Source organism: Actinokineospora enzanensis DSM 44649, assembly GCF_000374445.1.
GTDB lineage: Bacteria > Actinomycetota > Actinomycetes > Mycobacteriales > Pseudonocardiaceae > Actinokineospora > Actinokineospora enzanensis.
Genome location: NZ_KB894403.1, coordinates 496,648 through 520,900, shown reverse-complemented (window position 1 = coordinate 520,900; position 24,253 = coordinate 496,648). Strand labels below are relative to the sequence as shown.

General features: G+C 70.7%; 21 protein-coding genes. 15 read left to right on the top strand and 6 right to left on the bottom strand.

The window, feature by feature from the left end; translation table 11 throughout:
- The first annotated feature begins 51 nt into the window (after nt 1–51).
- Genes C503_RS37495 through C503_RS0102150 form a run of 3 tightly spaced genes read left to right on the top strand, consistent with a single transcriptional unit; the run spans nt 52 to nt 3,962 of the window.
- Complete coding sequence (locus C503_RS37495; protein WP_018680553.1) at nt 52–1,230, top strand: acyl-CoA dehydrogenase family protein; 1,179 nt, start codon at nt 52–54, stop codon at nt 1,228–1,230.
- A 51-nt stretch (nt 1,231–1,281) separates the two neighbouring features.
- The gene (locus C503_RS37490; protein ID WP_169514482.1) at nt 1,282–3,663 is read left to right on the top strand and encodes an alpha-L-rhamnosidase-related protein; all 2,382 of its coding nucleotides are present in this window, start codon (nt 1,282–1,284) and stop codon (nt 3,661–3,663) included.
- Nucleotides 3,664–3,686: 23 nt separating this feature from the next.
- A complete protein-coding gene (locus tag C503_RS0102150) occupies nt 3,687–3,962 on the top strand; it encodes a hypothetical protein (protein WP_156892898.1) in 276 nt (91 codons plus the stop codon).
- A gap of 575 nt (nt 3,963–4,537) precedes the next feature.
- Here the strand turns inward: C503_RS0102150 and C503_RS37485 are convergent.
- Nucleotides 4,538–5,983, bottom strand: coding sequence for an amidase family protein (locus C503_RS37485; protein ID WP_169514481.1), 1,446 nt, complete (start codon nt 5,981–5,983; stop codon nt 4,538–4,540).
- 190 nt (nt 5,984–6,173) lie between these two features.
- Between C503_RS37485 and C503_RS37480 the strand changes: the two genes are divergently transcribed.
- The gene (locus C503_RS37480; RefSeq protein ID WP_018680549.1) at nt 6,174–7,547 is read left to right on the top strand and encodes a cytochrome P450; all 1,374 of its coding nucleotides are present in this window, start codon (nt 6,174–6,176) and stop codon (nt 7,545–7,547) included.
- 251 nt (nt 7,548–7,798) lie between these two features.
- On the opposite strand, the gene C503_RS37475 is transcribed toward C503_RS37480, so the two are convergent.
- A complete protein-coding gene (locus C503_RS37475; protein ID WP_084476685.1) occupies nt 7,799–9,058 on the bottom strand; it encodes a condensation domain-containing protein in 1,260 nt (419 codons plus the stop codon).
- 60 nt (nt 9,059–9,118) lie between these two features.
- On the opposite strand from C503_RS37475, the gene C503_RS37470 reads away from it, so the two are divergent.
- Genes C503_RS37470 through C503_RS0102115 form a run of 4 tightly spaced genes read left to right on the top strand, consistent with a single transcriptional unit; the run spans nt 9,119 to nt 13,975 of the window.
- Nucleotides 9,119–10,837: an FAD-dependent oxidoreductase gene (locus C503_RS37470; RefSeq protein ID WP_018680547.1), complete on the top strand. Its 1,719-nt coding sequence runs from the start codon at nt 9,119–9,121 to the stop codon at nt 10,835–10,837.
- A gap of 22 nt (nt 10,838–10,859) precedes the next feature.
- Nucleotides 10,860–12,272 (top strand): FAD-dependent oxidoreductase, encoded by a 1,413-nt coding sequence (locus C503_RS47175; protein ID WP_018680546.1) that lies wholly within the window; start codon nt 10,860–10,862, stop codon nt 12,270–12,272.
- Nucleotides 12,269–13,540, top strand: coding sequence for a cytochrome P450 (locus tag C503_RS0102120; protein ID WP_018680545.1), 1,272 nt, complete (start codon nt 12,269–12,271; stop codon nt 13,538–13,540). The genes C503_RS47175 and C503_RS0102120 overlap by 4 nt, the downstream gene beginning before the upstream one ends.
- A 12-nt stretch (nt 13,541–13,552) precedes the next feature.
- Nucleotides 13,553–13,975 (top strand): VOC family protein, encoded by a 423-nt coding sequence (locus tag C503_RS0102115; protein WP_018680544.1) that lies wholly within the window; start codon nt 13,553–13,555, stop codon nt 13,973–13,975.
- Between the two features lie 64 nt (nt 13,976–14,039).
- Here the strand turns inward: C503_RS0102115 and C503_RS0102110 are convergent, their stop codons facing one another.
- Entirely contained in the window at nt 14,040–14,327 is a 288-nt protein-coding gene (locus C503_RS0102110) for a hypothetical protein (protein WP_018680543.1), read from the bottom strand.
- Between the two features lie 202 nt (nt 14,328–14,529).
- Between C503_RS0102110 and C503_RS42930 the strand changes: the two genes are divergently transcribed.
- The 5 genes from C503_RS42930 to C503_RS37455 all read left to right on the top strand — a co-directional run bounded on the left by C503_RS42930 (nt 14,530) and on the right by C503_RS37455 (nt 18,778).
- A complete protein-coding gene (locus C503_RS42930) occupies nt 14,530–15,696 on the top strand; it encodes a sensor histidine kinase (RefSeq protein ID WP_018680542.1) in 1,167 nt (388 codons plus the stop codon).
- Nucleotides 15,689–16,792, top strand: a complete 1,104-nt coding sequence (locus tag C503_RS42925) for a hypothetical protein (protein WP_018680541.1) — start codon at nt 15,689–15,691, stop codon at nt 16,790–16,792. Before C503_RS42930 ends, C503_RS42925 begins: the two co-directional genes overlap by 8 nt.
- The gene (locus C503_RS0102095; RefSeq protein WP_018680540.1) at nt 16,777–17,439 is read left to right on the top strand and encodes a response regulator; all 663 of its coding nucleotides are present in this window, start codon (nt 16,777–16,779) and stop codon (nt 17,437–17,439) included. The genes C503_RS42925 and C503_RS0102095 overlap by 16 nt, the downstream gene beginning before the upstream one ends.
- Before the next feature lie 194 nt (nt 17,440–17,633).
- Nucleotides 17,634–18,344 (top strand): hypothetical protein, encoded by a 711-nt coding sequence (locus tag C503_RS0102090; RefSeq protein ID WP_018680539.1) that lies wholly within the window; start codon nt 17,634–17,636, stop codon nt 18,342–18,344.
- Nucleotides 18,345–18,349: 5 nt separating this feature from the next.
- Nucleotides 18,350–18,778, top strand: a complete 429-nt coding sequence (locus C503_RS37455; protein ID WP_018680538.1) for a hypothetical protein — start codon at nt 18,350–18,352, stop codon at nt 18,776–18,778.
- Nucleotides 18,779–18,883: 105 nt separating this feature from the next.
- Here the strand turns inward: C503_RS37455 and C503_RS0102080 are convergent, their stop codons facing one another.
- Together C503_RS0102080 and C503_RS0102075 are read right to left on the bottom strand one after the other, a co-directional pair.
- Nucleotides 18,884–19,753 carry an acyl-CoA thioesterase domain-containing protein gene (locus C503_RS0102080; protein ID WP_018680537.1) on the bottom strand — a complete coding sequence of 290 codons (870 nt, stop codon included), beginning with the start codon at nt 19,751–19,753 and terminating at the stop codon, nt 18,884–18,886.
- 24 nt (nt 19,754–19,777) lie between these two features.
- Nucleotides 19,778–21,214, bottom strand: coding sequence for an MFS transporter (locus C503_RS0102075; protein ID WP_018680536.1), 1,437 nt, complete (start codon nt 21,212–21,214; stop codon nt 19,778–19,780).
- A gap of 102 nt (nt 21,215–21,316) precedes the next feature.
- Between C503_RS0102075 and C503_RS0102070 the strand changes: the two genes are divergently transcribed.
- Nucleotides 21,317–21,754, top strand: coding sequence for a VOC family protein (locus C503_RS0102070; protein ID WP_018680535.1), 438 nt, complete (start codon nt 21,317–21,319; stop codon nt 21,752–21,754).
- Here C503_RS0102070 and C503_RS37450 read toward each other — a convergent pair whose 3' ends face one another.
- Complete coding sequence (locus C503_RS37450) at nt 21,755–23,074, bottom strand: condensation domain-containing protein (RefSeq protein WP_063710741.1); 1,320 nt, start codon at nt 23,072–23,074, stop codon at nt 21,755–21,757.
- On the opposite strand from C503_RS37450, the gene C503_RS0102060 reads away from it, so the two are divergent.
- The gene (locus tag C503_RS0102060; protein WP_156892897.1) at nt 23,015–24,229 is read left to right on the top strand and encodes a class I SAM-dependent methyltransferase; all 1,215 of its coding nucleotides are present in this window, start codon (nt 23,015–23,017) and stop codon (nt 24,227–24,229) included. The genes C503_RS37450 and C503_RS0102060 overlap by 60 nt on opposite strands.
- Nucleotides 24,230–24,253: the final 24 nt, after the last annotated feature.

The window sequence follows — 24,253 nt, the reverse complement described above, 5'->3', positions numbered from 1 at the left end:
GGCAGACTGGCCCACGCCGGGCCGGATTCGCCCAGTGGTGAGGAGCATGTCATGACACAGACCGCCGAGCGTCCGACGACCCGGGAGGACGCCCTGGCCGCGGCGCGCGCGATCGCGCCAGCGGTCGCCGACCGCGCCCAGGAAGGGGAGCGGATCGGCTGCCTGCCCGAGGACCTGCTGGAGACGATGTCCGCGGCGGGCCTGATCGACCTGCTGCTGCCCGCCGAGTACGGCGGGCTGGAGCTGGACCCGTCCACCGTGGTGGACGTCATCACCGAGCTGTCCAGGGCGGACGGCTCGGCCGGGTTCACCGTGCTGAGCCTGAACTCCACGTTCTTCGTGGCCTGGCTGGAGGCCGAGGTCGCCAAGTCGATCCTGGCCGACCGGCCGCGCGCGATCGCCACCGTGTTCGCCCCGCTGGGCAAGGCCTACCCGGAGGCGGGCGGCGGGCTGCGGGTGGAGGGGCGCTGGCCGTTCAACACCGGCTGTCGCAACGCCTCCTGGTTCGCCAACGGCGTCATGGTGCAGGACGGCGACAAGCCCGCGATCGTGCCGCCCGGCCGCCCGGACTGGCGGCTGGTGTTCGTGCCCAAGGCCGACGTGGAGGTCATGGACACCTGGGCGGTCGCCGGGCTCAAGGGCACCGGCAGCAACGACGTGCGGATGAACGGCGTCATCGTGCCGCCCGAGTACACCGCCAACCCGATCTTCGAACCGGCCAGGGTGGACGGCCCGGTGTTCCGCTGGTCGTTCTTCGCGCTGATGGGTGTGTTGTTCGCGGGCTTCCCGCTGGGCATCGCCCGCCGCGCGCTGGACGAGTTCGTCGCGATGGCCGAGCACAAGTCGCGCGGCAGCCGGACGCTGGCCGAGGAACAGTCCGTGCAGATCACCGTGGCGCGCGCGGAAGGCCGTCTGGGCGCCGCGCAGGCCTACGTGCACGACGTGCTCGGCAAGGCCTGGGACCGCACGCTGGCGGGCGACGAGATGACCATCGACGACCGCGCCTCGGTGCGGCTGGCCACCGGGCACGCGATCCGGGCCGGGGTGGAGGTCGTGGACTCGGTGTTCCGGCTGGCGGGCGGCAGCGCGCTGTTCGACCACTCGCCGTTGCAGCGCTGCTGGCGGGACATCAACGCGGGCAGCCATCACGGCTACTTCTCCGAGTACCACGAGACCCGCGTCGGGCGCGCGCAGCTGGGCGTGCCGGTGCCGGACCCCTGGATGATGTGATCCCTCCTCGGGGGTTCGCTTCCCTCCGCCGTGCTGGAGAAAGGGTGGACAGTGGCAGGGAACGACCAGGGGGCGTGGACGGGTCGGTGGGTGTGGTGTCCGCGGCCGTGGATCCGGCGCACCGGGGAGTTCTCCGGTCATCCGGTCGTGGCGGAGGACGCGCACGATCGGCGGGTGCTGTTCCGCCGTGAGTTCGACCTCGGCCCGGTGCCCGCGTCGTGCCTGCTGCGGATCGCCGCCGACTCGCGGTATGTGGTGTGGGTCAACGGGGTCGAGGTAGGGCGCGGGCCGGTGCGGACGCATCCGTGGCGGCTGCACCACGATGTGCTGGACGTGGCGGGGGCGTTGCGCACGGGGCGCAACGCCATCGCCGTCCTGGTCCGCTTCTATGGGTTGCCGAACGCGTGGTGGGTGCCCGCGACGCCGACGTTCAGCCATGGGGCCGGGGTGTTGGCGGCCGAGCTGGCGTTGCCGGACGGGCTGCTGGGCACCGACCGGGACTGGCGGTGCCAGGTGTCGGAGGCGTGGACACCGCAGCGGCCGCGTGGCGTGGGGAGCGTGCTGCCGGAGGTCTTCGACGGTCGGTTGCTGGATCCGGCGTGGACGTCTGCCGGGTTCGACGATTCCGGGTGGGTGCCTGCTCGGGTGTTGACGGCGTTGCATCTTGGCGGGATCGGGCGGTCTGTGCCGCCGACGGATCCGTATGGGCCGTTGCCCGAGGGGGATCGTCGGGTCTCCTCGGCGCGTGATCAGCTGCCGGAGTCCGTCTGTCGGAGAGTGGTTGCGGCTGACCTCTCTCTGGGGCCGGTGGAGTTGACCATGGCGGTCGGGTTCTCGGTCGCGGGTGATCCGGTGGAGTTGCCTGTCTCGGTCGACTCGGACGCGGCCGTGGTGTTCACCGCCGATTGGGGGCGGATGGTCGCGGGGACGGTGGAACTGTGCGTGGACGCCGAACCCGGGGTGGTGGTGACGGCGCGGATGGCCGAGTCCCTGGACGGGGGCGCGTCCGAGTTCGCGATGCGCTGTGTGACCCGTGACGGTGAGAACCGGTTCGAGTCGTCGGATCCGACGGGTGGTCGGTACGCGGTCGTGGTGGTGCACGGGCGCGGGCGGGTGTCACTGCGACGGATCGCGGTGCGGGAGCGGTTACGGCCGCGACCGTCGGGGGCGTTCTTCGAGTGTTCGGATCCGGTTCTGAACCGGATCTATGAGGTCGGCCTGCGCACGGTGGATCTGACGGCGCAGGACGCGTATGTGGACTGCCCGACGCGGGAACAGCGCGCGTGGATCGGCGACGCGGTCGTGCACCAGTCCGTGGACCTGCTGACCAACCCGGACTGGTCGCTGGCGAAGGCCTATCCGTTGCTGGCGGCGGCGCCCCGGCCGGACGGGATGCTGCCGATGGCGGTGGTGTGCGACTTCGAGCACCACGGCACCAGCTACATCCCGGACTGGGCGTTGCACTGGGTGCGGTCCGTGCACAACCTGTGGCGCTGGACGGGGGACGGCGAGGTCGTCGCGTCGCTGCTACCGGTCGTCGAGAACCTGCTGCGGTGGTTTGCGCGGTATGTGCGTGACGGGTTGTTGACCGATGTGACCGGGTGGGTGCTGCTGGACTGGGCGAGCGTGCAGGGGCGTGGGGCGGGGGCGGTGCTCAACGGGCTGTGGGGGCGGGCGCTGCTGGACTTCGCTGAGATGGCCTCGTGGTTGGGGGATGAGGGGCGTGCTCGGTGGGCGCGCGATCACCATGCTCGGTTGTGTGGTGCCTATGCGGCTTTCTGGGACGAGTCCCGTGGTGCTTACCGGGACTGGCTGGGTTCTCCTTCCATGAGTGACCACGCTTCGGCTGCTGCGGTGGTTGGGGGGCTGGTTCCTTTCGGGCGTCGGGACGCTGTGCTGTCGTTCCTGCTTGAGCGGGGGGATCGGGTTCGTCGGGCCTGGTCGTTCGGGGTGATGCCGTTGATGGCGGCGATGGGGCCGCCCGCGCCGGATTGGGATGTCGCCTCGGAGGTTGTGGAGGCTCAGCCGTTCTTCCGGTATGTGGTGCATGACGCGGTGGCGTTGCTGGGTGGGAGCGTCGGTGAGCTCTGCCGGGACTGGGCTGTGTTCGAAGGGGCCACCACGTGGCCGGAGACCTGGTCGGGCGGCTCGCGTTGCCACGGGTGGTCGTCGACGCCGACCCGGGACCTGCCGATGTATGTGCTCGGGGTCAGTCCCGCGTTGCCCGGTTTCGACGCTGTGCGGGTGGCGCCTCGGCTCGGGGATCTCTCGTGGGCGCGGGGTGCGGTGCCGAGTCCGCACGGGCCGATCACGGTGGAGGTGTCCCGGGACCGGGTGTGGGTCGACTCGCCGGTGCCGATCCAGCTGGACCTCGACGGCACCGTGCGGCACGAACCGGCGGGCACGTTCGAACTGATCACGGCGGGGCGATGACGGTGACCCGAACGGAGGAGACGGTGAACGTCAACGGCGTGGCGCGGGTGCGGGTCCATCCGGTCGACCAGGCGGTGTCGCTCCTCTCGGACGCGCTTGCCCTGCTCCGTGCCGGCGCCGATGACCGCGTCGCGGTGGATGTGGCACTGGTGGCGGCTGTGGAGGCGGCGGTGGGGTTGGGGCGCGCGCGTGATGCGGGTGCGGGGGAGCGGTGCGTGTTGACCCGCGATGCCCATGCGAGCGCGCGGGCGGCGGCCAGTGCGGCTTGGTCGGCGGCGGTGGACGCGGGGAATGGTTGAGGTCTGGGTTGTCCACATCCCCTGCCATTCATCCACAGGTCTCGACCGGGGGATATTGACAACGTCCATGATCGCGTAGCGTCGTTTTTGGGCCCGCCCCCTGGTGGGGCGGGGCGTGTTTGAGGCCCGGTCGGGCGAAGCGGGACGAGAGTCACTCGATCCGGGTCGTGCAGGTGGGATTGCCGGTCGGGTGGTCGGGGACCGATGAGGGGCAGTGAGGCGATCGAGTGCGGCACGTCCTCGCCGGTGCTGCCCACCCGGCCGCGCGTCCACCAGGTTCGGCGAGATCAGGTGTACGTCCGTACCGCAGCCGGACATCCGCGCGCCGCCTCGGCGCGATCGGTGCGGACAGTCGGTCCGGCAGGACGCGGGCATCTATGAGTCCACAGTGGACATCGAGTCCGGTCGGACTTGTCCACAACCATCGCGATCCGTCCACAGGGCACGGCTGGGCGACATTGACAGCGGCCGTGATCGCATAGATTGGTAGTGGGGTCGCCCCCTGGGTGGGCGGGGGTTGCGTTGCGGCGGGTGTCCGGGCGAACGTGGGATCTTGGTGTTCGCGGTCTCGTGGTTCAGCGAGTGGGGAGGCGCAGGGATCCGGTCGTCGCCGTGATCCGGTCGGCGAGGGTGAGGAGGGTGAGATCGCTCCAGCGGGGGCCGATCAACTGGGCGCCGATCGGCAGTCCTTCGCCGCTCGCCCCCACCGGGACCACCGTCGCGGGCAGGCGGGCCGAGCTGGCCAGGGTGGCCCAGACGACCTGGCCGAAGTACGGCGTCGGGCGGCCGTCGATGACCAGTTCGCGGGCCAGCGGGGGCACGTCGGTCTGGTGCGGTCGCGCGGTCGTCGGGGCGACGGGGGTCAGGACCAGGTCGATGTCGTCGAACAGGGACTCCCAGGCGGCGGCGATCCGGGCGCGGCGTTCCTCGGCGGCGCGCCACTGGCGGAAGGGCTGGGCGACGGCGCGGGCGAGGCGGACCACGGGGCGGTCGTCGTCGGGGCGGGCCGCTGTGGCGATCCGGGTCAGTCTGCGGAACGTGGGTTCGGGGAAGTCGCTGCTCATCACGCCCAGCAGCAGGTCGAAATACGTCTCGTAGGCCTCGTAGAACGGGCGCGGCGGGCGTGGGCGGCGGTCGATCATGGCGCCCAGGTCCGACAGCTGGTCGACCAGGCCGCGCAGCACGTCCTTCACCTCACGCGACGTCCGGACGATCGGGTTGTCCAGCCAGACGGCGATGCGCAGGCCCTTCAGACGGCAGTCACCGGCCGGGGGAAGCGCGCCACCGGGGACGCAGGCGAGGTCGCGGCCGACCAGGACCGACAGGGTCAGCGCCAGATCCCCCGGGGACAGGCCCATCGGACCGACCACGCCAAGCGGGGACGTCGCGAGGCTGCCGGGAGCGCCGGGGATGTGGCCCCGCGTCGGGACGGCGCCGAACGTCGGCAGGTGGCCGTAGACGCCGCAGAAGTGGCTGGGGAGGCGGATGGAGCCCGCGATGTCGCTGCCCAGTTCCAGCGGGGTCAGGCCCGCGGCGAGAGCTGCCGCCGAGCCGCCGGAGGAACCGCCGGGGGTTCGGGTGGGGTCCCACGGGTTGCGGGTGAGGCCGTAGGGCTCGCTGGCCGTCTCCAGGTCGCCCGCGTACGGGGGGACGTTGGTCTTGCCGAAGATCACCGCGCCCGCGGCCCGCAGCCGGGCGACGGCCTCGGCGTCGGTGGCGGGCACGTGGGCGGCGAGGTCGGCGGAGCCCGCGGTGGTGACCAGGCCCGCGGTCTCGAACACGTCCTTCACCGTCATCGGGAGGCCGTGCAGGGGGCCGAGGGACTCGCCGCGGGCGTGGGCGTCGTCGGCGCGGCGGGCGGCGGCGCGGGCGCGGGTCTCGTCCAGCGCGACCACGGCGTTCACCGCCGGGTTACGCGCGCGCACGAGTTCCAGGTGGTGTTCCAGGAGTTCCGTGCTGGACAGTTCACCGGCGGCCAGCATCCGCAGCAGGTTTGCGGCCGTGGACATCGCGAGGGTCACCGGGCCACGGTAGGGCGGCGGGTGGGCGAGCGGGGAGATTCCCCGGTTGGCCGGCGGGAACACTTGTGCACGCCGTACCCCGGCGGCGACCCTGGCCGGGGCGGCCACGCGGCGCTCCGTCCCGGGTGGACGGGTGGACGACAGCGCCCCAGCGGATGCCACCCGTGACGAGGATTGGGGATGCCCTGACATGACTTCCGCACCGCCCCGACAAACCGGCCAGCTCCCGCCCGGCCCGAAGGGGTCCCGTTTCGCCCAGACCGGCAAGTTCGTGCGCGGCCCGATCGAGTTCCTGGCCAAGGCGCACGCGGAGTTCGGCGACATCTTCAAGGTCACCCTGGTCGGCATGCCGCCGATCGTGTACGTGGCCGACCCGGACCTGGTGCGCCAGGTGTTCGCCACCGACCGCAGCGTGGGCAACGCGGGCCGGACCAGGCAGGACTTCCTGCAGCGCATGGTCGGCGACAACTCCATCCTGGTGCTCGACGGGGACGAGTGGCTGCGCCAGCGCAAGATGATCGGCTCCGCGTTCCACACCCGGTACCTGCAGAGCTACCAGGAGCAGATCCGGGAGATCGCCAACGAGTCCATCGACACCTGGGACACCGGGGTCGAGTTCCCGCTGCGGCCCAAGATGCAGATCGTCGCGCTGGACGTGCTGCTGCGCGTGGTGTTCGGCATCAAGGACCTCGAACGGGTCGCCCAGCTGCGCGAGATGCTGCCCCGGCTGACCGCCTCGGCCTCCTCCATGGAGACCCTGGCATTCGTGCTGTCCCGCTCCGCGTGGGCGGGCATCGAGCCGATCTTCCGGCGCATCCCGGGCAGCGCGGCGGCCAAGTTCAGCAAGGCCCGCGCGGACTGCGACGCCGTGCTGTACGACGAGATCCGCCGCCGCCGCGCCGAGCCGGACAACGAGCAGCGCAAGGACATCATGTCCCAGCTGCTGCGGGCCACCGACGACGACGGCACCCCGATGACCGACCTGGAGCTGCGCGACGCGCTGATGACGCTCCTGGAGGCAGGCTACGAGACCACCGCCGCCGCGATGGCGTGGGTGTTCGAGCGGCTGGTGCGCCAGCCCGAGGTGTACCGGAAGCTGGTGGACGAGTGCGCCACGGGTGACGAGGCGTACCTGGAGGCGGTGATCAAGGAGACCATGCGCACCCGGCCGATCGTCCCGGTCATGCCGCGCGCGCTGTCCGGCGACCTGGAGATCGCAGGCTACCGCATCCCGTCCGGCTGGTGGGTGGCGCCGTCGGTGCCGCTGCTGCACTCCCGCGAGGAGTCGTTCGCCTCGCCGGACGAGTTCCGGCCGGAGCGATTCCTGGGCGACGACGTGCCCAAGAGCGCGTTCGTCCCCTTCGGCGGCGGTCGGCGGCACTGCCTCGGCGCGCAGTTCGCCATGATCGAGATGAAGGCGGTCATCCCGGAAGTGGTACGCCGAATGACCCTACGCGCCGCCCCCGGCTCCGCCCCCGAACAACAAAAGACCTCCCACGTCCTACTGACCCCCTCCAGAGGTGCCTCTGTGATCGCAGAACCTCGCGAGGTCCCCGCGACCTGACCCGGTTTCACGAACGGCACGGCAAGCCAGACCACAGACAGGCCCGGCCCCCCACCACAGGGCGCCGGGCCTGTTCTGCGATAAACCCAGCCCCCACGCGGGGCGGTAAACCCAGCCCCCACGCGGGATCGCGCCGGTCTCTTCCCACCCGATCCCAGGAGGCCCCCAGGGCCGAGTGGGATCGGGTGGGAAGAGACCGGCTGAAGGCGATCCCGCCGCGAGGCGAAGCCGAGCCAATAAACACAGCCAACTCACACACCCAGGATGGTCGGTACCAGGGCGACGTAGCGGCGGACGAAGTCCTCGGCCCACGCGTCGGTGAAGCGGTCGCGGGTGTAGGAGAGGCGGACGTCGAAGCCGGTGGCTCGGGGGATGACGGTGAGGTTCAGGCCGAAGCGGCTCAGGCCCTGGCTGGGGCGGAAGGTGTCGATGCGCAGGCCGGCGCCGACGTCGGTGGGGTTCCAGGATTCCGGGCGGCGGTCCGGGAGCATCTGGAACACCACGTCGTCGACCCGGCCGCCGGAGTCGCGCAGGGACGGGACGGGGACCATCTGGTACGGCACCGACTGGTGCACCACCGCGTCCATCACCGTCCGCTGGGTCGCGCGGAGCAGGTCGGTGAACGGCCGGTCGGGGTCCAGCGTCGTGCGCAGGGCGAGCATGTTGGCGAAGAAGCCGACCGTCTTCTGCACCTCGGGCCGCATCCGGTTGGCGAACAGCGACGCCACGGTGAGGTCGGCTTGGCCGGTCTCCTGGTGCAGCAGACGGTAGTAGAGACTCAGCATGATCGAGAACAGCGTGGTGCGGTGCGTCTTGGCGAACGTGCGCAGCGCGTCGGCCTGGTCGGCCGGGATGGTGCCCAGGGCCAGCGCGGGCTCGCCGGTGGCGGCCGCCGTGCCGGGCAGCGCGGGCATGCGCATGCCGTCCAGTTTGGACTTCCAGTAGTCCTGGTGCGCGGCCAGGGCGCCGTTCTCCGCGTCGCCGTGCTGCCACGCGGCGTAGTCGGGGTACTGCCAGCCGATCGGCGGCAGGTCGGCGGCCGGGCCGTCCGCGCCGAGCAGGGCCAGCACGTCGTCGATCAGGACGCCGCAGGACCAGGCGTCGGACACCAGGTGGTGCATGTTGGCGGCCAGCACCGTGTCCTCGGGGCCCAGCCGCCACACGTGCCAGCGCACCGGCCACTCGCGCACGGCGATGGGGGCCCGCAGCTCGGCGGCGTACTGCTCGGTGAGCTCATCCTCCGCTCCGGCGGGCAGCGAGGTCCACTCGATCCGCGCGGTGGGTTCCTCGTGCACCACCTGCACCAGCTCGCGGCGGTCGCGTTCGAGGGTGGTGCGCAGGGCGTCGTGGCGTCGTTCCAGGCGGGTCACGGCGGCGGCGATCCGGTCGTCGTCGAGGCGGCCGTGGATGCGGAAGGCGGCCGGGCAGTTCACCGAGGCCGACTCGGCGCGGTAGTGGCCCAGGAACCACATCAGGCGCTGGCCGATGGAGGCGGGAAGCTGTCGTGGCATGGGGGGAGTGTAGGAGCGGAGCACTACTGAACGGGCCTGCGCGCGTGCTAGATCTGTGCCATGCCTTCGGAAACGGCCACCGAGCGGACGACCGTCATCGTGGTGGGAGCGGGGTACGCGGGGCTCACCGCGGCGCTGTTCCTGGCCTGGCGCGGCGTCCCGGTCCTGCTCGTCGAGCGACACCCCGCGACCTCCGTGCAGCCGAAGGCCTTCGGCATCGTGCACCGGAGCATGGAGTTGTTCCGCCAGATCCCCGGTCTCGAACCACGCATCCTCGCCGCCGACGTCATCGACTTCGTCAACGAGGCGCACATCACCATCGCCCACGACATGGCCGACCCGGACCCCGAGGTCCTGTTGGCGGGCAACGACGACACCATGTCCGTCCTCACCGGCCTGACCCCGGCGGGGTTCGGCGCGCTGCCCCAGTCCAAGATCGAGCTGATCCTGCGGCACGCGGCCGAGGAGAACGGCGCGGACCTGCGCTTCTCGACCCGTCTGGAGTCCTTCGACGAGGACGACGACGGCGTGGTCGCCCGAGTGTCCGATGTGGACACCGGGCGGGCGTACACGATCGCCGCCGACTACCTGGTGGCCGCCGACGGCTGGCAGGCCCCGGTGCGCGACTGGCTGGACATCCCCACGCACGGCGTCGGCGAGCTGTGGCGGTGCCGCACGATCCTGTTCGACGCCGACCTCGACGAGATCCTGGCCGGTCGCAAGGCGCTGCTGACCTACTTCAAGCGTGACGACTTCACCGGCCTCTACGCCTACCTGGACAACGCCATCGAGGTCTTCGGCGTCTCCGGCGCGCACCTCATCGGCGTGAACTTCTTCCTGGAGCGCGGCGACCGCGAGGAGGACTTCACCGACGAGTACTGCACCGAGCTGATCCGCAAGGCGATGGCCAGGCCGGAGCTGGCGGTGACCATCACCGACCAGTCCACCTTCGTCATCGCGCACCGGGTCGCCGACCGCATGCGCGAGGGTCGGGTGTTCCTGGCGGGCGACTCCGCGCACGTCATGCCGCAGACCGGCGGCCTTGGCGGGGCGATGGCCATCCAGGACGGCTACGACATCGCCTGGCGCATCGCCGCCGTGCACACCGGGCAGGCGGGCAGCGCGCTGCTGGACAGCTACGACGTGGAGCGCCGCGCGATCGGCGAGTCCACCACAAACCGCCAGCTGCACCGGCTCTCCGACCGGATGGCACCGCAGCTGAAGGTGCTGGAGTTCCCGGAGGAGGTCTCCGCGATCTGGGAGCACCTCGGCTACCGCGTGCACTCCGCGCACGTCGTGTCCGAGCCGGACGACGACGGCACCCTGCTGGAGGACCCGGTCACCGCGCTCGCCCGACCGGGCAGCCGGGCCCCGCATGTGCCGATCCTGCGCGACGGCGCGGACGCGTCCATGGTCGACCTGTTCGGCCGCTCGCACGTGCTGCTGCTGGGTTCCGCCGACTCGCCGTGGCGGGCGGCGGCGGAGGCGCTGGACACCGAGCTGGGCTTCGGTCTGGCCGTGCACGCGCTGGGCGCCGACCTGGCCGACCCGACCGGTGAGGTCCGGAAGCGCTACGAGCTGGGCCCGGACGCCGCGCTGCTGGTGCGCCCCGACGGCCTGGTCGCGTGGCGTTCGCTGACCGCGCCGGAGGACTGTGCGGCGGAGCTGCGCGGCGCGCTGGAGCGGGTGTTCGCCCGGGTCCCGGTCGAGCAGGAGGGCTGGACCGCGCGCACGCTCGCGCAGACCGGGTTCGAGCACTTCGGCAAGATCCGCCGCTGACCCGCTCGGGCGAGGGAGCACCATGACGCGCATCGTCGTCGTCGGCGGTGGGATGGCAGGGCTGTCGGCGGCGCTGTTCTGCGCCCGCCGCGGCCACCGGGTGACCGTGCTGGAACGTGACGTCGCCACGGCCCCGGACGGCCCGGACACCGCGTTCGACGCCTGGCACCGGCCGGGCGTCCCGCAGGCCAGGCACTCGCACAAGTTCCTCGGCCGGTCCTGCCGGGTCCTGGAGCAGGAGGCCCCGGACGTGCTGGACGCGCTGCTGCGCGCCGGGGCGGCCCGGGTGCCGGTGAGCCGGTTCGACGCGGGCCGGGGCGAGTTCACCGACTACGCGCTCGCTGCCCGGCGGCTCGCCTATGAGGCGGTCCTGCGGCGCGCGGCCGACCGGGAACCCGGGGTGGTCGTGCGTGCCGGGGCGCGGGTCGTGGGGCTCGCGACCGTGGCCGGGGACGTGCCGCGGGTGACCGGTGTGCGGTTGGACCGTGGCGAGGTCGTGTCCGGGGACCTCGTGGTCGACGCGGGCGGTCGGCACACGCGGTTGGCGGACGGGCTGGACCTGCCGAACCTGCCCTCGCCGGAGGTGCACACGTGTGGGTTCGTGTATCTGACCAGGCATTATCGGCTGTTGCCCGGTCAGGAGATCCCGGCTCTCGACCGTCCGTTGGCGACCAGTCTCGGGTATGCGGCCACGCTGGCGTTTCCGGCTGACAGTCGGACGTTCTCGCTGTCGGTGACTCTGTCCACCGAGGACCCGATGCGGCACGCGCTGCGGAACCCCGAGGTCTGGGACCGGTTCGTGGACGCCGTCCCGCACACGGCTCGCTGGGCGGTGCGCGGGGTGCCCGAGGGGCCGGTGCACATGATGTCCCGGATCGAGAACCGCCGGCAGCGGCTGGCGGGACCGGACGGGCCCGCGGTGGTCGGGCTCGTGTTGCTCGGTGACGCCGCATTGCAGACGAACCCGACATATGGGCGTGGGGTTTCGTTGGCTTTCGCGCACGCCCAGCAGCTCGCGGGCGGGTTGGAGTTCATCGACGATCCGTATCGGTTCGCGGTGGAGTTCGACGAGTGGACCGAGCGAAACCTGGGTGTCTGGTACCGGACGCAGATCGTCGCCGACTCCGCGGGCCTCGCGCGGATGGCGGCCGGACTGCGCGGCGAGCGGCCCGATCCGCCGACCGATCCGTTCGCCCGGCTGATGGCGGGCATGGAGGACCTGGCCGCGCGGGACGAGGTCGTCGGTCGGGGCCTGGGGCGGATGGCGCACCTGCTGATCACGCCGACCCAGCTGCTCGGGGACCGCGAGGTCGTCCAGCGCGTGGTGGCCCACCTGGGTGATCGACCGCTGCCCGCGGAGCAGTTGGACGGTCCCGACCGCGCGGAGTTCGAGGGCCTGGCGGGCGTGTCCGGCCCGATGACGGGAGTGTCATGAGTGCGGAAGCCGTGTCCGGGTGCCCGTTCGGCTTCGGTGCCGAGTCGCCCGGGGTGGACCTGTTCGGACCCGAGTACCAGGCGGATGCGGGCGCGTCGTTGGCGGAATGCCGGGAACACCGGCCGGTGTATCGGGACGGGACCACCGGGTACTGGGTGGTGACCCGTTATCGGGACATCCGGTCGGTCTTCCGGGCCCCGGAGATCTTCTCCGCCGCCAATGCGATGGACCCGATCCGGCCGCCGGGTCGGCCTGCTTTGCGTGCGCTGGTCCGGCATCGGTTCACGGGTGGGCCGGTGATCGCGAACGAGGACGAGCCGGTACACGGTAGGCGGCGTCGGCGGTTGGCTCGTCCCTTTACCCGGAATCGTGTTGCGTTGCTTGAGGAATCGGTCCGCGAGCTGGTGGTCTCGCGGATCGAGCGGTTCTCCCGGCGGGGTGAGGCTGATCTGGTGGGGGAGTTGTTCTGGGAGACGGCTGCCCTGGTCGCGTTGCTGTTCATCGGCGTTCCGCGCGGACAACTGTCCGAAGTGGCCTCATTGTCGACGTCCCAGGCGGTGTTCAACTGGGGGCTGCCGACCGAGGACGAGCAGGTCGAGTCGTGTGAGGTGATGGGCCGGTTCTGGGCCTACGCGCAGACGATGGTGCGTGAGCTGAAGGAATGCCCGCGCGAGGACGGTGGGTGGATCGCCCACGCGGTGAAGGCGCAGGGTCGTTCGCCGGAGTTGTTCAGTGACACGTACTTGCAGTCCTTGGTGCTGAACGGCGCCACCGCCGCCCACGAGACGACGGCGGCCGGGGCGGCGAACGCGGTGTGGTCGTTGCTGGAGAATCCCTCGGCCTGGGCCGCGGTGTGCGCGGATCGACGGTTGATTCCTGGCGCGGTGGAGGAATGCCTGCGGTATCGGCCTTCCGTGGTTGCCTGGCGCCGCAAGGCCACGCGCACGTCGACTGTCGGCGGGACGTCGATTCCGGAGGGTGCGCCGTTGTTGTTGGTGACCGCGTCGGCCAACCGTGACCCTTCGGTGTTCCCCGAGCCGGACACATTCGACATCGCCCGGCGCGGCGCGCGGCGCCACCTGACTTTCGGCGACGGCAATCACGCCTGCCTGGGCGCGACGCTCGCCCGGTTGCAGCTGCGGGTGTTCCTGGAGGAATTGTCCACCCGCCTGCCGGGAATGCGTCTGGTGCCCGGCCAGGATTTCGCGCACCCGGCGAACACGTCCTTCCACGGCCCCGAGCGGCTGTTGGTCCGCTGGCCGCTGTAATACGGTTTCCTTATGACGACAGACATCCCGAAGGCGGGCCTCTACCCGTGCCTGCTGTACAAGGACGCCCGCAAGGCCATCGACTGGCTCGTCGAGGCGTTCGGCTTCACCCGCAACATCCAGTTCGAGGGCCCGGACGGCACCATCGCGCACGCGGAACTCGGCTGGCACGGCAACTCCGTCATGGTCAACTCCATCGGCACCGGCGTCCGCCTCGCCACCGAGGTCGGCCAGGGCGGCATCTACCTCGTCGTCGACGACCCGGACGCACACTACGCCCGCGCGGTCGCCGCGGGCGCCGAGATCATCCGCGAACTCCGCGACGAGGACTTCGGCACCTCCCGCGGCTACGCCGCCCGCGACCCGGAAGGCCATGTCTGGGTCATCGGCACCTACCAGCCCAGCCACGAGCCCACCACCATCCCCGCGGGCTGATCGTGCGGCGGCACCATCGGTGCCCGCGCCGTCGAACGCGCGGGCACCGATGCGCTCCCGTCGATCAGAGGTAGATGATCGACGCGTTGCGAGCACTGCCCCACGGGCACCGGACGTCCACGTGCCCGGGCCCGGAAAGCACCGAACTGGTGGCGTCGCCACCCCAGGTGCAGGACACCTTCAACTGCCACCTGCCCTGGCCGCCGCACTCGCCCCAGCCGTAGATCCCGCCCCAGGTGCCCGCACGGCAGTTGCTCTGCGCGGCGGCGGGGGTGGCGGTGGCGATCGAGACCGGCACGAGCACACCGGTCGCGATGGCGACGGCCGCCATGCCCTTGCTCAAGGTCCGCATGTCCAGGCTCCTTACGCTGTCCCAACGGTTCCCGTCCCCGGGGTTCTCCCGAGGACGAGCCAAACGTAAATCGGCGCGGCGCCGCGCCGGTCGGTCGTTCGACCGACAACCGGTAACGCTCGGTGTCGGTCGAACGACCGGCACAAGTGGGAAAACGGGAATGCAAGCTGTACCCGATCGCATCCCACGGAGGCGCGCAGAGATGACCAGCCTGTCATCGGCCGGGGTTCGGCCGCCTGGCGTCACGTCGGCCAGGGTCGGCTCGCTCGGGCGGCAGTACGCGACCTGGATACGGGTCGTGGCGTTCCTGCCCGTCGCCGCGGTCGGCGTGCTCGCCGCGACGCGGGCGACGATCGGGCCGACGACGGTCGTTCTCGCCCTCGTGCTCGTCGCGAGCGCGGTCTATCTGTGGGGAATGTGGTACGGCACGGGATTGTGGACTGCCTGCCTGGACACCACCGCTCTCGGCGCCCTGGCGTTGAGCACTCCGGTCGCGATTCCCCCGGATTGGTTGGCCACGGGCAAGTCCTGGCTGATCCCGTTGCTCACGCCGGCATGCGTCGCGTACCAATATCACCTTCGAGTGATCATCGGTGTCTCATTTGCGGTATTTATCCACGCCTGCCTGGCCGTTGGAGTAGTCGTCGCCTACCGCGGCCGGGTGCCGCTGCCGTCCGTGGTATCGGTCTGCTGGTCGCTGGTGATCGCCTTGCTGGCCAGGGTGCTGTGGACGCTCGTCAGCCGCGCGGCCGCGGTGGCGGACAAGGCGATCGACGCGGCCGCGGCCGCGCGCACCGACCAGCGGGTCCGGCGCGCCGTCCGGGCCGACGAGCGTCAGCTGGCCGTCGCGCTGCACGACACCGCGGCGACCACGCTGTTGATGGTCGGTCTCGGACAGGTGGCCTCCGGTGACCCCGCTCTGCACCGACAGGCACGGCGCGACCTGGACTTCCTGCTCTCCGCGGACATGGAGAGCTCAGCCGAGACCGACTTGGTCCCCTTGCTGCGATCGGTCGCGTGGCACGCCGCCGTCGAGACGCACCTGGACGTGCCGACGCGGATCGTCGTCCCGGGCGCCGTGGCCCGCGGCTTGGCGCAGGCGAGCGCGGAGGCGGTGCGGAACGTCGCGCGGCACGCGGGTGTGGACGAGGCATACCTGCGGGTACGGCATCCCGGTCCGCACGAGGACGGTGTGGTCGTCACGATCACCGACCACGGGCGCGGTTTCGACCCGGCGCGGGTGAGTGACACCCGGCACGGTCTGCAGGACTCGATCCACGGCCGACTGGACGGCATCGGCGGCTCGGCCACCGTCGCTTCGACGCCGGGCGGCGGGACCTCGGTCACGCTGCGGTGGCCGCGTGGCTGAGCAGGGCACCGACGCCACCCTCGGCACCGCGGGCAGGCTCGTGGTCGGGCTGCGGGTGGGCATCCTGGTGATCACCACCGCCGTGCTGGCGACGGCGAGCCTGTTCCGGAACCTCGCCGCTTATCACCCGCTGTGGCCCCAGTTGGCGGCATTCGGCACCGACGCGGCCATCATGGCCGCCGAACTGGTCCTGTCGGCGCGTGGCAGGTCATGGGGTCGGTTCCGCTGGATCGGTCTGGGGTTCGGCTACGCGGCGGCCGTGGTGTCCGCCGTGGGGCTCGGCGCAGGCCGCAACACCACTGCGCTGGACTGGGCCTACGGCACGACCGGGTGGGTCGGTGTGGTGCTCCTGCTGGACCAGCGGTTCACCCACCTCGTGTGGTTCCTGGCGCTGCACGAGGCCACCACGGTGGCCGTCGTGCTGCTCGGTGCCCCGACCGGGATGTCGGTGCTCAACGCGCTCGTCGCCGCCGTGGGCGGGATCGGGTTCCCGCTCGGCACCGGCTTCGGGGCCACGGTCCTGCGTTCGATCGCCGCACGCGCACACCGGGCAGCCGATCAGGTCGAACAGGTGCGGTCGGCCGAGGAGGTCTCCGCCGCGCTGCACGGCAAACGTCGGGAGCGGCTCGCCGAGTTGGACCAGTCGGCCGTCCCGCTGTTGCGCGGCCTGGCCGACGGTGTGCTCGACCCCGAGGACCCCGGTGTGCAGCGGGCGTGCGCGATCGAGGCGGCTCGCCTGCGCAGGTTGTTCGCGGAGGTGGAGGACGTGGCCAACCCGCTCATGCACGAACTCGCGCACTGCGCGGATGTCGCGGAACGTCGCGGCGTGATCGTGGACCTGGAGTTCGCGGGTGCATGGAGCCTCCCCGACCGTTCCCTACGCCGCGCGCTGACCCAGGCGCCGTTGGAGGTGCTCGCCACCGCGCGGACGTCCGCGCGGGTCACCGCGCTGGGCACCCCCGGGCTGCTGACGATCAGTGTCGTCGCGGACTGCGGGGAGATCGAGCTCACCGATCCGGATCACGAGGGAATCGAGGTGGAGAAGTTCCGGCAGGACGATCTCACCTGGGTGGAGGTCAGATGGCGGACCGCGTGATCACCGCGGTGGTCGTGGACGATCACTCGGTGGTGGCGGCAGGCGTGCGCTCCTGGTGCGAGCGCGCGAGTCCGCCCATCACGGTGATCGACGCCCGCGCGAAGCTCGTCGACGTCTGGACGGGCCCGGGCGCGACCGCGGACGTTGTCGTCCTCGACCTGCAGCTGACCGGCCCATGCCTGGAGTTCGCGGTGTTGGGCAGGCTGGCCAAGGAAGGACGGAAGGTCGTCGTCTACACCGCTTCCACGGACAAGAGGATCGCCCTGCGCTGTCTCGACTCGGGTGCACTGGGCTTCGTGACCAAACGGGAGGGTGAGCAGCACTTGGTGGCCGCGATCCACGCCGCGGCCGACGGCAGGCTCTACCTGCCGCCCGCACTCAGCGGCGCCATCGCCTCGAATACCGATCCGACCCGGCCGAGGCTCTCCGAGATGGAACTCTGCGCGCTGCGGGCGTGGTTCGCGGCCCCGTCCAAACAGTCCGCGGCGCGCAGGCTCAATGTCAGCACCCGGACGTTGAGCACCTACCTGGAACGGGTGCGGGTCAAGTACACGGGTGCGGGCAGGTCGGCGCCGACCAAGGCCGAGCTGCTCGCTCGGGGTCTGGAGGATGGTTGGCTGCTGCTGGACGACCTGCCCGACCACTGACCCGTGTGGACGTTCGTGCAGGCCGGGTTCACCGGCGCCCCATGCTCGCCAGTGCCGCATTCCGGCGCGTCGACGTGCTCGGCAACTGCTGTGCCCCGTAGCCGACAATCGATGCCGCCACGCGTCGCCCCGGTCCTCGCGGCACGGCCCGATCCGAAACTGGCTGTCGGGCCCTCCCAGTAGGGTGCGAACACGTGTCCATCGAAAGCGAAGCCGAACGTTTACACGCGCTGAGCGAGACCGTCTCGGAGTCGCTGACGGTGCTGGTGGACCCCTTCACCGCGTGGCTGAACGAGACGACCCGGACCGTTCAGCTGACCCTGGGGCATTCGGCCGGGTCAGGCACCGTCATGGGCCTGCTGGAGTCGGTGAGAAGCACTCTCGAACAGCTCGAACGCACTCTGGGCCAAGTGCGTACCGCGATCGTCGACGCTGCCGGTCACCACGGCAGACGAGGAGCCGGAGCACCGGGGATGGACCCACCTACGGGTCCGCGATCGGTATCCACGTCCGCAGCCGAGGCCAACAACGACAACGGCCCGAGGTCGCCGACCGCCAGAGCCACGTTCGGCCGTAGTGAGTCGACCAACTACAAGAGGACCTTCTTCGAGGCGCACCCGGATCTCAGCGGCACGGTGTGGGTACACCATGCTGTGGAACAACAGGCGATGGATCGGTTCCCGGATGCCGGACTGACGCCGGAAGAAATCCACTCGCTGGAGAACCCGAGAGGAATCCCGACCGGCGCGACGAACAACAGGGTCCACCTGAGCGCCATCCGGAAGGAGTGGAACATCTTCTATCGCGCAAACAAGAGCAAGAAGGTGACCAAGGAACAGCTGCTCGATTGGGCCACCTCGATCGACGAAAAGTACGGGACCGAGTTCCGGCCTCCGGTAAGGTGAGCCGGGTGACGCGCTACTACCGGCTTGAACCGGAGGTTCCCGGGCAGCTCGGGCCGGGCTCCGACGTGGACCGTACGGTCGTTCCGTGGGTGGTTCGCCGGGTGGAGTTCGCGTTCCACGACTGGCTTGGCGACGATCTGGTCACCAGTGATCCGGTGTTCCTGGTGACCGAGACGATGGCCCGCAGGATAGCCGAGTCGGGATCGACCGGGTTCGAGCTGCGCGCGGCGGCGACCACACTCGCGCCCGAGGGTGTCGACATGATCGAGGACTTCGGATCCTATCCCGTGTTCAGCTGGTTGGACGTCACCGGCAGGGCCGGGGTCGACGACTTCGGGCTGGATGGCGAGGGTGCCCTGGTCGTCTCCGATTCGGCGTTGGCGGTCCTCGAAACCGGGCGGCTCGACCAGTGCGACAAGATTCCGCGGGAATAGGTCGGCATGCCGGTGATTTCGCTGAACGAAGGCTGAACGAAGCCATTCGGGCGGTGACAGGACTGTCCACACGATAGGCGTACGTGTGGACAGTCCTTCGATGGTTCAGGCCCGGCGCCCCATGCTCGCCAGTGCCGCGTTCCGGCGCGTCGACGTGCTCAGCATCTGCTGTGCCCCCGTAGCCAACAGCCGCCCATCCGGCGCCCACACCCGCGCGTCCCCCGCCAACACCCCAGACCCACCAGCCGCCCGACCGGATGCGTCCACCAGCAGCCACGGATCAGCGACCGCGAAGTCGTGGAAGCCGACGTACAGATCGATACTCGGTGCGAACAGCTGTTGCTCCAACTCGGGGAACGCGTTCATCACCGCGGGCCATTGCAGGCTGTCGATCAGTACCACGCTGCGACAGGCGTCCAGCCAGCAGTCCCCGTCGAACGTGCTGCGGGGCAGGAAGCGGCCCCAGCAGAAGGCCACCGGGGCGGGTGTCTTCTGGGTCGTGCGGCCCGACAGTTCCCGCAGGTTCACCGAGTCGTGCCAGGGTGGGATGCCGCGGCCCTCCGCCACCAGCAGGTCCTTCAGGTCCGGCAGGTCGTCCGGCGGGGGGACCGACGGCATCGGGGTCCAGTCGGTCCTCGGTCCGGACAGGCCGTCGTGTGCGGCCCAGACCAGGGCCTCCAGTACCGGTTTGCCGAACTGTCGCATCGACACCCGCAGGGCCGCCGCGCGTCGGGTGGCGCGTAGGCGGACGACCTCCAGTTCCACCAGGCCGAAACGGGGTGGGCTGAGGAACTGGCAGGACAGGCTCGCGGGGCGGGGAAGCGTGGTCGCCGCGGCCGCCGCGCGGAGGGCGACGGCGGCGAGGTAGCCGCCGTTGGGGCCGATGAGGGCCCAGTCGTCGTTGAGCTCGGCCTGGAAGAGCAGGCCGGAGTCGTCCACGGGGGTGAGGGTGGTGTCCTCGGCGAGATCGCCCATGACCGGTGCACCTTTCCGAATGGCTCAGGCGGGCTTGGGACGGCCCGGGAGCAGCCCGCTGACCAGCGTGCCGACCAGCAGCAGCGCCGCGCACAGCAGGAATCCCCGGTCATAGCCGGAGGTCAGGGCCGCGGTCCGGGCGGTGCCCGACGCGGTGAGCGAGGCCGCGTGCGCCGTCGCCGCGGTCACCAGGGTGGCCAGGCCGATCGCGCCGCCGAGCTGGCGGGTCGTGCTGATCACGCCGGAGGCCAGGCCCGCGCGGGCGGGTTCGAGGCCGCTGGTGGCGGCCGAGGTGATCGGGACCATCACCAGGCCCATGCCGAGCCCGGCCAGCACGGTCGGTCCGAGCAGGTCGACCACGAAGGACGCGTCCACCGGCGTGCGCGACATCCACAGCAGACCCGCCGTGGCCACCAGACCGCCCACGACCAGCAGCGGGCGCGGGCCCAGTGCCTTCAGCGTCTTCATCGACACCATGGAGCCGACCACGACCGCGCCGGACAGCGGCAGGAACGCCAGGCCCGCCTCGACCGCGCTCCACTGGAACGCCTTCTGCATCGACAGCGACAGGAAGAAGAACATCGCGACCATCGCCGTGCCGCCGATCAGCGCCACGATGTTGGCGAGCGTCAGGTTGCGGTGCTTGAAGAAGTCCAGTGGCACGATCGGCGCCGCCACCGTCCGCTCCACCACGACGAACACCACCAGCAGCGCCACCCCGGCCAGCAGCGGCAGCAGCACCTCGACCGAACCGAACGGGTGATCGGCGACCGCGACGATCCCGTACACCACGGCCGCCAGCCCCGCCGTCACGCTGACCGCGCCCGCGATGTCCAGCTTGGCCTTGCCGGTGCCCGGTGCCTCGGTGATGGCGGAGACGGCCAGCACCATGAGGATGAGTCCGAGCGGGACGTTGACCAGCAGCACCGCGCGCCAGGTGAGGTACTCGGTCAGGATGCCGCCCAGCAGCGCGCCGACCGCGCCGCCGCCCGCCGCGACCGCGCTCCACGCGCCGATGGCCTTGCCGCGCGCGGCCGGGTCGGTGAACGAGGTGGTCAGCACGGTGAGTGTGGTGGGGCCGACGACCGCGGCGCCCAGGCCCTGCACGGCGCGGGCGATCACCAGCCACAGCCCGCCCTGGGCGAGCCCGCCTGCCAGGCTGGCCAGCACGAACAGGCCAAGGCCCACCAGGAACATCCGTCTGCGACCGTACAGATCGGCCAGTCGGCCGCCGAGCAGCAGGAACCCGGCCAGGGTGACGGTGTAGGCGTTGACCACCCACTGCACGTCCGCGTCGTTCATGCCCAGCTCGTCGGCGACGTGCGGGAGCGCGAGGTTCACGATGGACACGTCGAGCACGACGATGAACTGCGCCAGGCACACCACCAACAGCACCAGGCCCGGCCGCGCCGGACCGGGTGGGGCGGTGGCCGCGGCGTCCTGGGTGTGTGATCCGGTCATGGGTGGGTCCTCCTGGCACAGATGCTGGGCGGAGTGGACGCTACCGCCGGGGACCGTCGCGGCACGATCGGTCGTTCCGGTTCTCCTGACATACTTTTCGCCATGGCAAACCCACCCTTCGCCGGTTTCGGCGGGCTGAGCCCGTACCTCTACTACGCCGACGGCGCCGCGGCCCTCGACTGGCTCGCCGACAAGTTCGGTTTCCAGGAGAAAGTCCGATTCCTCGACGCCGAGGGCGTGGTGCGCGAGGCCGAGCTGTTCGCGGGCGACACGCTGATCATGCTGCACGGCGGCGGCCCGGCCGACGAGCCGCCCGCCACGCCCGCGGGCGGCATGAGCATCGTCTACGTCGACGACGTCGATGCCCACCACGCGCGTGCCGTGGCGGCGGGCCTGGACGCGCCCGCCCCGACCGACCAGCCCTACGGTGCCCGCATCTACATGGCCGACGACCTCGGCGGTCACACGTGGACGTTCTGGCAGAAGCTGAGCGACCACGTGGACCTGCAGCCGGGCTGGCAGGAGATCAGGCCCGAGTAGTCACCGAGCAGTAGCCGCCGAGCCCGCCCGCGCGGGCAGCACGGTCCCCGGATCGGCCGCTGCCCGCTCGGCGAGCTCCAGGTAACCGGCCAGGAAGGACTTCGCCCACTCTGGGGCGAACTGGTCGTCGTAGAACAGCAGCGCCCGGCAGTCGCCCGCGGGCTGCGGGATCAGGCCGAGCTCCAGCCCGAACCGGCTGCGCAGCGCCTCCGGCACGTACAGGTCGAACTGGACGCCGCGGGCCTCCACCTTGGTGCCCGGCGGCGGGGTCAGCAGCATCTGGAACACCACGTCGTCGGCGCGGCCGCCGGGCTTGCTGATCGGCAGCATCTGGTACGGGATGCCCTCGTGCAGGAACGCGTCGATCACCGTCTGCCGGGTGGCGCGCACGACCTCGCTGAACGTCGCGTCCCGGTCGAGTGTGGTGCGCAGCATCAGCATGTTGGCGAAGAACCCGACCGTGGACTGCACCTCGCGCCGCGACCGGTTGGCGAACAGCGACGCCACGGTCAGGTCGGTGCGATCGGTCTCGCGGCCCAGCATCAAGTAGTAGAGCGACAGCATGACCGCGAACAGGGTGGTCCGCTCGGTGCGCGCGATGAGCCGCAGCCGGTTGAACGTGCCGCGCTCGATCGTGCCCGCCTCCACGAAGCTGCGCCGGTCGGTGGCGGCCGGGTCGACGTCGAGGCGGGGCACCTCGGGCAGCGTCATCCCGGTCAGCTTGCCGGACCAGTAGTCCTGGTGCGGCTTGAGCGCGCCGCTCTCCCGCTGGTCGTGCTGCCACTGCGCGTAGTCCGGGTACTGCCAGCCCACCGGGGTCAGCTCGGGCTCGACGTCCGGACCCGCGTCCAGGAACCGGATCAGATCCTGCACGATGATGCCGCACGACCAGGCGTCGGACACCAGGTGGTGCATGTTCACCGCGAGCACGTGCTCCGCGGGCCCCAGCTCCCACAGGGTGATCCGCACCGGCCACTCGGACACGTCCACGGTCGAGCGCACCTCGTCCGCGACGGCCTGCTCCAGCACGCCCTCCATGCCCTCCGGGGTCGGCGCGGTCAGCGTCCGCCGCACCAGGTCGACGGGCCCCGCCGGGTGCACGTGCTGGACGAGGTGGCGGCCCCTGCGGTGCAGGGTGGTGCGCAGCGCCTCGTGCCGCGCCACCAGCCGGTCGAGCGCGACCTGCAGCTCGCCGACGTCGAGAGGGCCGTGCAGCCTGCACACGACGGGACAGTTGAGCGAAGTCGTATCCGCCCGATAATGCTCCAGGAACCACAGCAGCCGCTGGCCGATGGAGGCCGGTACTTCACGCCCAGTCATGCGGGCGAGTCTAATTGCGGCAGGCTTCCGGAAGCGATTGTTCAGGTCTCGGCAAAAGGGGCGACGACGGTGGCGAATTCCAACCCGGCCCAGCAGGCGCGGCTGTTGAGCAGCCGGTTGTTCACGGCGAGCCTGGGGGCGGCCGAACTGATGGTCGTCTACCTTGGCGAACGGCTCGGGCTCTACCGGGCACTGGCCGAAGGGCCCGCCACGGCGGGAGAGTTGGCGGCGCGGGCGGACATCGGGGTCCGGTACGCGCGGGAGTGGCTGGAGCAGCAGGCCGCCTCGGGGATCGTGGAGGTGGAGGACGTTGTCGCCGAGCCGTTGTCGCGCCGGTTCGTTCTGCCGGAAGGGCATCGGCGGGCGCTGACCGACCACACCGGACCGATGTCGGTGTTGCCGTTGGCCGTGTTGCCGGTGGCGGGGATCGCGCCCGCGTTGCCGTTGTTGGCCGAGGCTTATCGGTCGGGTGAGGGGCTGGAGTACTCGGACTACGGGGATGAGTTGCGGGTTGCCCAGACCGGGATGAACCGGCCGATCTTCGAGCATGAGCTGGCTCGGTGGGTGCGGACCGCGTTGCCTGACGTGCATGCGTTGTTGAGTCGGCCGGGGGCTGCTGTGGCTGACGTGGGGTGTGGGGTGGGGTGGTCTTCCATCGCGTTGGCTCGGGCTTATCCGATGGCTCGGGTGGATGGGTTCGAGCTGTCATCGGGGTTGGTCGCGGAGGCCGGGGCCAATGCTGTGACTGCTGGGGTGACCGGGCGGATCACGTTTGCCGCCGGGCGGGTGGGGGAGTTGGGGGAGCCTGGGGGATATCAGTTGGTCTGTGTGTTTGACGCTTTGCATGATATGGGGGATCCGGTGGGGGTGTTGCGGGAGTGCCGGGAGGTTTTGGGGGATGGGGGGTGTGTGTTGTTGATGGAGCCTCGGGGTGGGGAGGAGTTCTCGGCTCCTGCTGATGATGTGGAGCGGTTTTTGTATGCGGTGAGTGTTCTGCATTGTTTGCCGGTGGGGATGGGGGAGGGGTCGGTGGGGAGTGGGGCGGTTTTGCGGCCCGAGGTGGTGCGGGGGTATGCGGAGGAGGCTGGGTTTCGGATGACGGTGTTGCCGGTGGAGCATCGGTTTCATCGGTTGTATCGGCTGGATGCTCGCTGACGGTCCAAACGGGTGCCCTGTGGG